This window comes from Halovenus salina, from assembly GCF_026410925.1.
GTDB lineage: Archaea > Halobacteriota > Halobacteria > Halobacteriales > Haloarculaceae > Halovenus > Halovenus salina.
The window spans coordinates 18,576-29,822 of record NZ_CP112972.1; the positions used below are offsets into that span (position 1 = coordinate 18,576).

Below are 11,247 nucleotides of genomic sequence, written 5' to 3' on the forward strand. Positions count from 1 at the left end.
AATGCCAGAAGTACGACTCGAAATACCGACGGAGGTGAGCGCGGAGATGGACCATCTCGAGCTCACCGTCGAGGGACCGAACGGCAGTGTCACACGCCGACTGTGGTATCCCGATGTCTCGGTCTCGGTCGACGGCGACGAGGTCGTCATCGAGAGCGAGGCCGAGGACGCGAAGACGATGTCGACGCTCGGAACGTTCGAGAGTCACATCGAGAACATGTTCCACGGCGTTACCGAGGGCTGGGAGTACGAGATGGAAGTCTTCTACTCTCACTTCCCGATGCAGGTCGACATCGAAAACGGCGCCGTGGTCATCGAGAACTTCCTCGGCGAGCGCGCCCCACGGCGGGCCCCGATTCACGGGAACACCGATGTCGAGGTCGACGGCGAAGAAATCACGCTGAGTGGCCCCGACATCGAGGCAGTCGGTCAGACCGCTGCCGATATCGAACAGCTGACGCGCGTGACAGACAAGGACGTTCGCGTCTTCCAGGACGGCGTCTACATCACCGCGAAACCGACCCGAGGTGACGCCTAATGAGTGACGAACACGACGACGTCGACGAGGAAGCGAACGAGCAGGAACTGACCGACCTTGGTGGCGTCGGCGAGGAGAAAGCCGAGGCCCTGAGTGAGGCTGGGTTCGAGACTGTCGAACACGTCAGCGCCGCGAGCCAGGACCAGCTGCAGGACGTCGAGGGCATCAGCACCGCGCTGGCCGCCCGAATCAAAGCCGAGACCGACGAGGTCGAGGTCAGCGACGACGTCGAAGCTGAAATCGGCGAAGACGACGCCGGCGACGAAGCCGAAGCGGCCGACGACGAGGCCGACGAGGCCGACGACGACGAAATCGAGGGGCTGACCGACATCAGCGGCGTCGGCGACTCCAAGGCCGAGGCTCTGCGCGAGGCCGGCTACGACACCGTCGCTAAGGTCAAAGGCGCAAGCCAGGACGAACTGGCAGACGTCGACGGTATCGGGATGGCACTCGCCGCCCGTATCAAGGCCGATATCGGCGACCTCGAAGTCAGTGAGGATGTCGAGGCCGAAATCGAGGCCGACGAGCCAGAGACAGACGAGACAGTCGAGACGGAGCTACAGCCCCGTGGTCTCGTCGACAAGACGCCGGAACTCGACGAGGAGACCGAACGGCTCCTCACCGAGCGCGACCGCGGCAGCAAGCCGCAGTTCAACCGGCAGGACTACCACAAGAAAAAGCGCGTCCCCACCTCGTGGCGACGGCCGCGTGGCCAGCTCTCGAAACAGCGCCGCGGCGTCAAAGGCAAAGGCGCGACCGTCGAGGCGGGCTACCGCCAGCCAGAAGCGGTGCGCGGTCTGCACCCCTCTGGCTTCGAGGAGGTCCGTGTGCACAACACGGACGACCTCGAGGGCGTCGACCCCGACACCGAGGCAGTCCGTATCGCCTCGAAGGTTGGCGGTCGCAAGCGCGAGCAGATCGAAGAGCTCGCCGAGGAGCGAGAGATTCGGGTACTGAACCCAACCTACGAGGAGGTTGAACTAGAATGACAGACCTCTCAGCACAGAAACGACTCGCATCGGACGTGCTCGATGTCGGGAAGAACAAGCTCTGGTTCGACCCTGACCGACAGGGTGATATCGCGGAAGCGATTACCCGCGAAGACATTCGTGAACTGGTCGACGAGGGAGTCATCAGAGCAGACCCACCGAAGGGGAACTCCCGCGGCCGAGCACGCGAACGACAGAAGAAGCAGTCTTACGGCCACCAGCAAGGGCCTGGCTCCCGGAAGGGCAAGGCCGGTGGCCGCCAGAACGAGACAGATCAGTGGCAGTCGAGCATCCGCGCGCTCCGCAATCACCTGCGAGAGCTTCGCGACGATGACGAACTCGATCGCTCGCAGTACCGCGACCTGTACGACAAGGCCGGTGGCGGCGAGTTTGACTCGGTTGCCGACCTCGAACGATACATCAACGAAACTTACGGTGATGCATAATGGCAACAGGACCACGATACACGGTGCCGATGCGGCGTCGCCGCGAGGCCCGAACGGATTACCATCAGCGGTTGCGCCTGCTGAAATCAGGCAAACCACGTCTCGTTGCTCGTAAGAGCAACAGCCACGTCAGGGCGCAGCTGGTCGTGACCGGCCCAAGCGGCGACGAGACCGTCGCGAGCGCACACTCACAGGACCTCGAGGAGTACGGCTGGGAAGCCCCGACCGGCAACATGCCGGCGGCCTACCTGACCGGACTGCTCGCGGGCCTGCGTGCCCAAGAGGCCGGCCTCGACGAGGCCGTACTCGATATCGGCCTGAACTCCCCGACACCGGGGAGCAAGGTATTTGCAGTACAGGAAGGCGCAATCGACGCCGGACTCGACATTCCCCACAACGACGACGTGCTGGCCGAATGGCCGCGCACGCGCGGCGAGCATATCGCCGAGTACGCCGACCAGCAGGACGGCCTCTACAGCGGGGAGTTCGACGCAACAGACCTGCCAGCGCATTTCGACGAGATGCGCGAGACACTGCTGGACGCAGAGGTTGAACTATGAGTGCCGAAGGATGGGAACCACAGACGCGACTCGGACGAAAAGTCGCCGACGGCGAAATCGACTCGATGGAAGCTGCCCTGAACTCGGGCCTTCCGCTGAAAGAACCCGAACTCGTGGACCAGCTCGTCCCGGACCTCGAAGACGAGGTTCTGGACATCAACATGGTCCAGCGGATGACCGACTCGGGGCGGCGCGTGAAGTTCCGCTGTGTCGTTGTTGTCGGCAACCGCAACGGTCTCATCGGCTATGCCGAGGGCCGTGACGATCAGGTCGGCGGTGCGATTCAGAAGGCCATCGACATCGGCAAGCTGAATCTGGTGAAGATTCCACTGGGCAGTGGCTCCTGGGAGGACCGCCCCGGCGGGACGAACTCCCTGGTCCGGAACACCGAGGGGAAAGCCGGTAGCGTTACCGTCGAACTGCGCCCGGCACCCCGCGGTCTGGGACTTGCCGCAGCCGAGACGCCCCGGAAGGTGCTCGAACTCGCCGGCGTTCAGGACGCCTGGACCCGCAGCGATGGAAACACTCGCACCACGGTCAACTTCGCGAAGGCGACGTTCAACGCCCTGGAGAAGACCGCCGAGACACGTGTGCCCGAACACGCCATGGAACAGCAGGAGGTGGTCGAATGAAAGCAATCGTCCAGCTTCGCGGTGAAATCAACATCAACGGCGACATCGTTGACACCCTCGAGATGCTCAATCTCGGCCGTGTCAACCACGCGACGCTCGTTCCGGAGGAGCCGACCTACGAGGGGATGGTGACGAAGGTCAACGACTACGTGGCTCACGGCCAGCCAAGCGAGGAGACCGTTTCACTCCTGCTCCGCGAGCGCGGCGAGCCCGACTCGGGCGAGGCCGACATCGACGACGAGTGGGTCACAGCGAACACCGACTACGATTCCGTCGAGGAGCTTGCAGGCGCACTGGTCGACGAGGAGACGACCCTGCAGGAGGCAGGACTGTCGCCGACGCTCCGGCTGCACCCGCCACGCGGCGGCCACGACGGTATCAAACAGCCAGTCTCGACAGGCGGACAGATTGGCGTCCACGACACCGACGACCTCGACTCCCTACTGGAGGCGATGCGATAATGTCTAACAAGAAGAAACGACAGCGCGGCTCTCGGACGCACGGCGGCGGCTCACACAAGAACCGCCGTGGTGCCGGCCACCGCGGCGGACGCGGAGACGCCGGCCGCGACAAACACGAGATGCACAACCACCCGCCGCTCGGCAAGTCCGGGTTCTCCCGGCCCGAGAAGGTCAAAGAGGAAGTCCTCACTGTCGACGTACAGAAACTCGACGAGGATATCCACCTCTACGCCGCCGAGGGCGTGGCAGAGGAAGCGAACGACCGGTACGTCATCGACGCACGCGACGTTGTCGACGACGGCCACGAGGCCGATTCCGTCAAGGTGCTCGGTGGCGGACAAGTCCGGAACAGCCTGGAAGTGACCGCAGATGCCTTCTCCGACGGTGCCGAATCGAAAATCAAATCTGCAGACGGTTTCGTAAAGCTCTCGGAGCGGGCAGCCAAAGAGGACGACGAGACAGAGGATTAGTATGAGCTGGAAGGACACCGCCGAACCCGTACTCACCCGCATGCCCTCGGTCAGGCGCCCGGACGGGCACGTCCCGTTCAAACGCAAGCTTGGCTGGACAGCGGGGATACTGGTACTGTATTTCTTCCTGACGAACGTCATGCTGTTTGGCGTCGCTCGGGGACAAGGAACGGACATCTTCGGCCAGTTCCGGTCGATTCTCGCAGGGTCGTCGGGCTCGATTCTACAGGTTGGAATCGGCCCGATTGTCACTGCGAGCATCGTGCTCCAGTTGCTCGGCGGTGCCGACCTGCTCGGACTCGACACGCAGAACAATCCACGAGACCAGGAGCTCTATCAGGGGCTCCAGAAGTTCCTCGTGTTCGTGATGATTCTCCTGACCGGGATGCCGATGGTGTTCAGCGGCGGCTTCCTCCCTGTCGATTCGGGTCTTGCGACCAGTCTCGGAATCTCGGATGCCGGCCTGCAGTGGATCATCTTCCTGCAGGTGTTCCTCGGCGGTGTTCTCATCCTCTATATGGATGAGGTCGTGAGCAAGTGGGGTGTCGGGAGCGGTGTGGGGCTGTTCATCATTGCCGGCGTGAGCCAGCGACTGATTGGTGGCCTCATCGAGTTCCCGTTCATCACCCCCGCGAACGTCGAGTCCTACGGTATCATTCCGACGTGGTTCCGGCTCCTGCTCGGGCAGGAGAGCCTCTCCGGCAGCCTGCTTACGACACAGGGAATCCGTGACCTTGTGTTCGGACAGGGACAACTGCTCGCTATCTTCACGACAGTCGCTATCTTCGTGATTGTCGTCTACGCCGAGAGTGTCCGTGTCGAGATTCCGCTCTCGAACGCACGTGTCAAGGGAGCACGCGGACGGTTCCCGGTAAAACTCATCTACGCGAGTGTCCTGCCGATGATTCTCGTCCGGGCGCTCCAGATGAATCTCCAGTTCCTGGGTCGCATTCTTCACTCGCAGTGGGTGGGGATGCCCTCGTGGCTCGGTGCCTACAACACCGACGGGAACCCAATCAGTGGGTTCTTCTACTACGTGGCTCCGATTCAGAGTCCCGACGACTGGATGTGGTTTGCCGGCGGCGGCCGCGGCCAGGAGGCCATCGACATCATGATCGCGTCGGGGTCGACCTGACGGTCATGGTTCTCGGTGGCGCTATCTTCGCCATCTTCTGGGTGAAGACGACCGACATGGGGCCGGAGGCAACCGCCAAACAGATCCACAACTCCGGGATGCAGATTCCCGGCTTCCGACAGAACGTCAAAAGCATCGAGCGCGTCCTCGGGCAGTACATCCCACAGGTGACCGTCATCGGCGGTGCACTCGTCGGTGTGCTCGCGGTCGCGGCGAACATGCTCGGGACCATCGGCGGCGTCTCTGGAACGGGACTGCTGCTGACTGTCTCCATCACATACAAGCTCTACGAAGAGATGGCCGAAGAGCAGCTGATGGAGATGCACCCGATGATGCGCCAGATGTTCGGCTAACTCAGCCGCCTCTTCTTCCAAATTACGTCGACTCGTACCTGATTTCGGTCCGAGTGTTGGTGATAATCAGCTAATAGTTCGAACTATCACCCAGACGCGGGAGAAAACCCACGACATCGCTCGTTGGCTGAACCCCCGTAATATGGACGTGACAAGAACCGCACCAATCATCATCACCCGACAACTGCGAAGCCTCGGCCCACGAGATTCGTTTCGGGCCACTTGACGTCCACCCGTGACCACGACTGGGCCCCGTCCGCGCTCCAGTACAACCCCCGGTTTGTCAGTGCCGCGAACTCACCGGCGCGTTCTCCCGCGGCGAGGACTGCCCGCACGGTCCCCTCGGGGTCGGGATAGCCGTCCATCGCCTGCTCCCACCCACCGTCTGCTGTCCGTCGGTACAGATACGCCGCCGCTCTCGAAGGCGTGTGTGCTGACCGCGCGCCGTCTGCCGCCGAGACGACGACGCGGTCGGGGTCGGCTGGGTCGACCGCCAGGCCCCAGACGTAGCCGTGGTCGAGGCCGGACTGGGGATACTGCCAGGTCTCGCCGCGGTCTTCGGACTCGGCGTAGCCGTCGCCGGCGGCAGTATAGACTCGCCCCGGCGCGTCGGGGTGTGTCGCCAGGGTGTGGTTGTCTCTGCGTGCCCCCTCTTGGTGTGGCTCCCAGGTCTCTCCGCCGTCTGTCGAACGGAGGAAGGCACCGGCCTCGATTGCGACGTACAGCGTCTCGGGGTCCTGTGTGTCGACCGATATCCAGCGGACGTGATGGGTGTGTGGTCGCGGCGGGAACGACCACTCTCCCGCAGACGGTAGCTCGGTCAGGTCGCCGCGACGGGCCCAGCTCTCCCCGCCGTCGGTCGAGCGATAGACCGCACTGGGCTCGGTTCCGACCCAGACGGTGTCGGGGTCGTGTGGGCTGACGGTGACAGCTGTCACGCGGTCGTCGAACGAGCCACTCTCGCTCCAGGTCGTGCCGGTGTCGGTGCTGCGCTGCAGTCCAGCGTCTACTGTCCCCGCAAAGACCTGTTCCGGTCGCAGGGAGGACGCTGCGAGACACTCGAAGTCGAATCCGACGAGTGCCGTCCGGGATGAGGGGTCGTCTCGCAGCCCAGAGACGGCCAGTATCCGGTCAGCGAGCGCGGCGTAGGCTCTCATAGCGTGGGATTCAACCCTGGCGTACACAAAGCTGGCGGGGCCTGGCCCAAGATGTGAGACAGTACATTCTTTCTGTCCCGCGTCGAATCCACAGACATGAACTACGAGCAGTCGCGGTCACTGTACGACAGAGCGCTGTCAGTGTTGCCGGGCGGAGTCAACTCCTCGGTCCGGGCGATTCAGCCGTATCCATTCTTCGCCGAGAAGGGCGACGGTGGTCACATCATCGACGCTGACGGCAACAAGTACATCGACTTCGCGATGGGATACGGGCCGCTCTTGCTCGGCCATGACCTGCCCGAACAGGTCCAGTCTGCCGTCCAGAAGCGGGCAAGCGAGGGGCCGATGTACGGCGCGCCCACCGAGGTGGAAGTAGAACTCGCGGAGTTCGTCGTCCGTCACGTCCCGAGCGTCGAGATGATACGCTTTGTCAATAGTGGCACCGAGGCCACCGTCTCCGCAGTCAGACTCGCCCGCGGCTACACTGGCCGGGACAAAATCGTCGTCATGGAAAGTGGCTATCACGGTGCCCAGGAGTCGACCCTGGTCGAGGGCGAAGGTTCGGAGACCCAGCCTTCCAGTCCCGGGATTCCGGATTCCTTCGCCGAGCACACGATTACGGTCCCGTTCAACGACGAGGAGGCGATTCACGATGTTTTCGAGGCCCACGGCGACGACATCGCGGCGGTCATGACCGAGCCAATTTTGGGGAACTACGGCATCGTCCACCCGGTCGAGGGCTATCACGAGACCCTCCGAGAGGTCACGGAGGACCACGGCTCCCTGCTGATTTTCGACGAAGTTATTACTGGCTTCCGCGTCGGCGGACTCGGCTGTGCACAGAGCAAATTCGGCGTGACACCCGATATCACCACGTTTGGGAAAATCATCGGCGGTGGGTTCCCCGTCGGTGCAATCGGTGGGCGTGCCGAGATTATCGAGGAGTTCACGCCCGCGGGCGAGGTCTTCCAGTCGGGAACGTTTTCGGGCCACCCCGTGACGATGGCCGCAGGGCTGGAGACGCTTCGATACGCCGCGAAAAACGACGTCTACGACCACGTCAACACACTCGGCGAACAGCTCCGGTCGGGACTGACCGACATTGTCGCCGACCAGGCCCCGGAGTACACCGTTGCTGGAACGGACAGCATGTTCAAGATACTGTTCACCAGGGATGGGCCGGACGAGATGACAGACCACTGTGAGTCTGGCTGTCGTCAGCGGGCCGAGTGCTCGCGGTACGAGTACTGTCCGAAAGACGGCTCCGACGTTGCTGACGGCCAGACAGAGCGCTGGGAGCGGCTGTTCTGGGAAGCGATGAAAGAGCAGGGAATCTTCCTCACGCCCAATCAGTACGAGTCCCAGTTCGTCTGTGAGGCACACACCGAGGAGGACATCGAGCAGACCCTCGAAGCATATAAGGAGGCGTTGTAATGGGCGACGACGCCAGCGACGAGCGACACCTCTTCGGCGAGCGACGCGAGACGGCGACGGGCTTTTTAGCGAGTGCGATGGGCGTGGTGCGCGTCGAACTCGCCCCGGACCGACTCGGAGGATTCGGCATCGTCGAGCGCTGTCACGCGGCAGATATCGCTGCCGGCGGTGGCGAACTGGCTGTCGCCACCGAGGAGGACGTGTTACTCGCCGGTGAGAGTCGAGAGACGTTCACGCCGCTCGGGTTCGGGCCAGCGGCGGCCGTCGGTATCGAGGACGAGACTGTCTACGCGGCGAGTCCAGAAGGGACGGTGGCAGCCACACCGCTCACAGCCGTTGACGGAACGGCGACCGAGTGGGACCGACGCGGCGAGGTTTCCGGGCCGTCCTCCTTCGACGGCTCGGTGCTCGCGACCGCCAGCGGCGTTGTTCGTGTCGCTCCAGCGTTCGAGGCTCTCGGGCTCGACGGCGCCACCGACGTGACACAGGGAGAGTCCCTGCTTGCTGGCAGTCCGGATGGCCTCTTCGAATACGATAACGGTGAGTGGTTACGACGTTTCGACCGACCGATTCGACAGGTCGTCGCCGGCGAGGACGCGGTCTTCGTCGTGACCGAAACGGGGCAATTATTCAGGGATGCAGACACATTATGGACCGAGGTCTCGCTGTCGGAAGGGACGAGGGCCGCGGCGGTCGCGCCGGGCCGGAGTCTGTACGTCGTGACCGAGGCTGGCGACGTATTCATCTCCGCGGAGCCGACGGCCGCGACCGACGGCTTCGGCGGCCGGGAATCCGAGCCACTTGGTGTGCGCGAAATCCGGGCGTTCACACTTGACTCCTGAGCCTAGACCAGACCGAAAGGTCATTTACTGAGGACAGCGAGAGCTATCACATGATTGTCTCTGGGTCGAACAGCCAGCGTCTCGCCGTTGCGCTGGCCGAGGAGACCGGCATGGAACTGGCTCCGGTCTCCTTCGATACATTTCCCGACGGCGAACAGACAGTACAGGTCGGAGCGGAAGCCGACCGGGCTGTCGTCGTTGCATCGACAGTCTCGGATAGTAGCCACGTCGAACTGCTCCAGCTACAGGACGCTGCTCGCGAGGCCGGCGCAACCGATGTGACGACTGTTATCCCCTACATGGGATATGCCCGCCAGGACAGGGCCTTCGACGCTGGCGAGCCGGTCTCTGCCCGTGCGGTAGCGCGGGCAATCTCGACGGGGACCGACAGGGTGCTGACGGTGAACCCACACGAGGAGGCCGTCTGTGACTTCTTCGACGTGCCGGCCCGAACTGTCGACGGCTCGGCACAGCTTGCGGGCCCGCTATCGGGGCTGACCGACCCGCTCTTTCTCGCACCCGACAGCGGCGCTATCGACCTCGTCGAGACGGTCCGAGACGCGTACGGGGCCGGTGAGACAGACCACTTCGAGAAGACCCGCCACTCCGGGTCAGACGTAGAGATCGAGCCCAGCGACGCGAGCGTCGAGGGACGAGATGTGGTCCTCGTCGATGACATCATCGCCACGGGGACGACGATGAGCGAATCGGTCACAGTTCTCGACAGGCGCGGCGCAGACAGCGTGACGGTGACCTGTGTCCACCCGCTGCTGGCAGAGAACGCCCGCCTCAAGCTCGCACGAGCGGGCGTCGAGACCGTCATCGGGACTGATACCATCGAAACGCCGGAGAGTGACGTGAGCGTCGCCCCTGCGATAGCAAGCCGCCTGTGACAGGCTGTCTGGGACCGACCGAGACACCCGCCTTTGATTAGGGAGAACGACGGAGGGAGAACCATGACACCACAGCCGACAGCCGACGGAACCGAACCCTTGGAGGGGGTCACCGTCCTCGACGCGTCGCGCGTTCTCTCTGGGCCGTTCTGTACAATGCAACTCGGCGACCTGGGCGCAGATGTAATCAAGATAGAACGTCCTGATACCGGCGACCAGACCCGCGGCTGGACGCCGCCGACATACGGCGACTCCGAGGAGGCAGCCTACTACCTCAGCATCAACCGAAACAAACGCTCGGTGACGCTCAACCTCGCCAGCGAGGAGGGTCGTGAGGTGTTCCGCGACCTCGCAAGCGAGGCCGACGTGCTCGTCGAGAACTTCCGGGTCGGCAAGATGGCCGAGTGGGGCCTGGGATACGAGGACCTCAAGCCGGACAATCCCGACCTGGTCTACTGCAAGATCAGCGGCTACGGTGAGACTGGCCCAGACAAACACCGCCCGGCATACGACCTCATCATGCAGGCCGAGGGCGGGATGATGTCGATTACCGGCGAACCCGACTCGGAACCGGTTCGCGTCGGCGTCGCCATCGCCGACATCGGAGCCGGGATGTACGCGACACAGGCGATTCTCGCGAGCCTGTTCCGCCGAGAGTTTGCCGATGCCGGCGGCGAACGCATCGAGGTGAGTCTCTTCGATACGATGGTCGCCTGGCAGACCTACATGGCGTCGTACTACTTCGCAGACGGCGAGTCGCCGGGCCGGATGGGCAGTCGCCACCCCACAATCACGCCGTACCAGGCGTTCCCGACCAAAGACGACTGGGTGGTCGTCGCCTGTGCCTCTGAACACATCTGGCCGCGGTTCTGTGCGGCACTCGACCGCGAGGACCTGGCCGACGACGACCGCTTTGTAACCAACGAAAAACGGGTCACCAACCGAGAGGAGCTCGAAGCAATCCTCACGGCTGAGATCGAGGCCTACACCACCGACGAAATCGTCGAGATACTCCACGACCACGACGTGCCTGCGACGGCGGTCAACGACATGGCCGACGTGTTCTCACACCGGCAGGTCGAGGCCCGTAACATGCGCCGGAGCATCGACCATCCCACGGTCGGCGAGGTCGAGATGCCCGGGACGCCGATGAACTTCACAGGGATGGCGACTGCCTTCGACCAACATCCGCCTCTGCTCGGCGAACAGACTGACGAGATTCTCGCGGAGTTTGGCTACTCGGCGGCAGACATCGAGTCGCTCCACGAGAACGACATCGTGTAACTCACAGGCACACAACCGTAGTGGCTTTGGGTCTCGCGTACAGAAGTAGTACC

Annotated in this window: 12 protein-coding genes and 1 pseudogene; 12 read left to right on the forward strand and 1 reads right to left on the reverse strand. The window is 63.2% G+C overall.

Features of this window, described 5'->3' with window-relative positions; translation table 11 throughout:
• The first annotated feature begins 1 nt into the window (after nucleotide 1).
• The 8 genes and pseudogenes from OSC37_RS00135 (at nucleotide 2) to secY (ending at nucleotide 5,584) form a co-directional block, all read left to right on the forward strand.
• Nucleotides 2-538, forward strand: coding sequence for a 50S ribosomal protein L6 (locus tag OSC37_RS00135; protein WP_267162576.1), 537 nt, complete (start codon nucleotides 2-4; stop codon nucleotides 536-538).
• Nucleotides 538-1,527: a 50S ribosomal protein L32e gene (locus OSC37_RS00140; protein ID WP_267162590.1), complete on the forward strand. Its 990-nt coding sequence runs from the start codon at nucleotides 538-540 to the stop codon at nucleotides 1,525-1,527. Before OSC37_RS00135 ends, OSC37_RS00140 begins: the two co-directional genes overlap by 1 nt.
• On the forward strand, nucleotides 1,524-1,973 hold the full coding sequence (locus tag OSC37_RS00145; RefSeq protein WP_267162577.1) for a 50S ribosomal protein L19e: 450 nt from the start codon (nucleotides 1,524-1,526) through the stop codon (nucleotides 1,971-1,973). The genes OSC37_RS00140 and OSC37_RS00145 overlap by 4 nt, the downstream gene beginning before the upstream one ends.
• Nucleotides 1,973-2,533 carry a 50S ribosomal protein L18 gene (locus OSC37_RS00150; protein ID WP_267162578.1) on the forward strand — a complete coding sequence of 187 codons (561 nt, stop codon included), beginning with the start codon at nucleotides 1,973-1,975 and terminating at the stop codon, nucleotides 2,531-2,533. The genes OSC37_RS00145 and OSC37_RS00150 overlap by 1 nt, the downstream gene beginning before the upstream one ends.
• Nucleotides 2,530-3,165, forward strand: a complete 636-nt coding sequence (locus OSC37_RS00155; protein WP_267162579.1) for a 30S ribosomal protein S5 — start codon at nucleotides 2,530-2,532, stop codon at nucleotides 3,163-3,165. The genes OSC37_RS00150 and OSC37_RS00155 overlap by 4 nt, the downstream gene beginning before the upstream one ends.
• Nucleotides 3,162-3,626, forward strand: a complete 465-nt coding sequence (locus OSC37_RS00160) for a 50S ribosomal protein L30 (protein ID WP_267162580.1) — start codon at nucleotides 3,162-3,164, stop codon at nucleotides 3,624-3,626. The genes OSC37_RS00155 and OSC37_RS00160 overlap by 4 nt, the downstream gene beginning before the upstream one ends.
• The gene (locus OSC37_RS00165; protein WP_267162581.1) at nucleotides 3,626-4,096 is read left to right on the forward strand and encodes an uL15m family ribosomal protein; all 471 of its coding nucleotides are present in this window, start codon (nucleotides 3,626-3,628) and stop codon (nucleotides 4,094-4,096) included. The genes OSC37_RS00160 and OSC37_RS00165 overlap by 1 nt, the downstream gene beginning before the upstream one ends.
• Before the next feature lies 1 nt (nucleotide 4,097).
• A pseudogene (secY, locus tag OSC37_RS00170) lies at nucleotides 4,098-5,584 on the forward strand (preprotein translocase subunit SecY).
• A 173-nt stretch (nucleotides 5,585-5,757) separates the two neighbouring features.
• On the opposite strand, the gene OSC37_RS00175 reads toward secY, so the two are convergent.
• The gene (locus OSC37_RS00175) at nucleotides 5,758-6,741 is read right to left on the reverse strand and encodes a WD40/YVTN/BNR-like repeat-containing protein (RefSeq protein WP_267162583.1); all 984 of its coding nucleotides are present in this window, start codon (nucleotides 6,739-6,741) and stop codon (nucleotides 5,758-5,760) included.
• A 96-nt stretch (nucleotides 6,742-6,837) separates the two neighbouring features.
• On the opposite strand from OSC37_RS00175, the gene hemL reads away from it, so the two are divergent.
• The 4 genes from hemL to OSC37_RS00195 all read left to right on the forward strand — a co-directional run bounded on the left by hemL (nucleotide 6,838) and on the right by OSC37_RS00195 (nucleotide 11,194).
• A complete protein-coding gene (hemL, locus tag OSC37_RS00180) occupies nucleotides 6,838-8,175 on the forward strand; it encodes a glutamate-1-semialdehyde 2,1-aminomutase (RefSeq protein WP_267162584.1) in 1,338 nt (445 codons plus the stop codon).
• Nucleotides 8,175-9,017, forward strand: a complete 843-nt coding sequence (locus tag OSC37_RS00185) for an HVO_0234 family beta-propeller protein (RefSeq protein WP_267162585.1) — start codon at nucleotides 8,175-8,177, stop codon at nucleotides 9,015-9,017. Before hemL ends, OSC37_RS00185 begins: the two co-directional genes overlap by 1 nt.
• Nucleotides 9,018-9,067: 50 nt before the next feature.
• Complete coding sequence (locus tag OSC37_RS00190) at nucleotides 9,068-9,910, forward strand: ribose-phosphate diphosphokinase (RefSeq protein ID WP_267162586.1); 843 nt, start codon at nucleotides 9,068-9,070, stop codon at nucleotides 9,908-9,910.
• Between the two features lie 63 nt (nucleotides 9,911-9,973).
• Nucleotides 9,974-11,194, forward strand: coding sequence for a CaiB/BaiF CoA transferase family protein (locus tag OSC37_RS00195; protein WP_267162587.1), 1,221 nt, complete (start codon nucleotides 9,974-9,976; stop codon nucleotides 11,192-11,194).
• Nucleotides 11,195-11,247: the final 53 nt, after the last annotated feature.

What these genes read in the sequence shown, in the direction of transcription:
- OSC37_RS00135 (WP_267162576.1), top strand. Translation starts at nt 2, where the DNA reads ATGCCAGAAGTACGACTCGAAATACCGACGGAGGTGAGCGCGGAGATG.
- OSC37_RS00140 (WP_267162590.1), top strand. Translation starts at nt 538, where the DNA reads ATGAGTGACGAACACGACGACGTCGACGAGGAAGCGAACGAGCAGGAA.
- OSC37_RS00145 (WP_267162577.1), top strand. Translation starts at nt 1,524, where the DNA reads ATGACAGACCTCTCAGCACAGAAACGACTCGCATCGGACGTGCTCGAT.
- OSC37_RS00150 (WP_267162578.1), top strand. Translation starts at nt 1,973, where the DNA reads ATGGCAACAGGACCACGATACACGGTGCCGATGCGGCGTCGCCGCGAG.
- OSC37_RS00155 (WP_267162579.1), top strand. Translation starts at nt 2,530, where the DNA reads ATGAGTGCCGAAGGATGGGAACCACAGACGCGACTCGGACGAAAAGTC.
- OSC37_RS00160 (WP_267162580.1), top strand. Translation starts at nt 3,162, where the DNA reads ATGAAAGCAATCGTCCAGCTTCGCGGTGAAATCAACATCAACGGCGAC.
- OSC37_RS00165 (WP_267162581.1), top strand. Translation starts at nt 3,626, where the DNA reads ATGTCTAACAAGAAGAAACGACAGCGCGGCTCTCGGACGCACGGCGGC.
- OSC37_RS00175 (WP_267162583.1), bottom strand. Translation starts at nt 6,741, where the DNA reads ATGAGAGCCTACGCCGCGCTCGCTGACCGGATACTGGCCGTCTCTGGG.
- hemL (WP_267162584.1), top strand. Translation starts at nt 6,838, where the DNA reads ATGAACTACGAGCAGTCGCGGTCACTGTACGACAGAGCGCTGTCAGTG.
- OSC37_RS00185 (WP_267162585.1), top strand. Translation starts at nt 8,175, where the DNA reads ATGGGCGACGACGCCAGCGACGAGCGACACCTCTTCGGCGAGCGACGC.
- OSC37_RS00190 (WP_267162586.1), top strand. Translation starts at nt 9,068, where the DNA reads ATGATTGTCTCTGGGTCGAACAGCCAGCGTCTCGCCGTTGCGCTGGCC.
- OSC37_RS00195 (WP_267162587.1), top strand. Translation starts at nt 9,974, where the DNA reads ATGACACCACAGCCGACAGCCGACGGAACCGAACCCTTGGAGGGGGTC.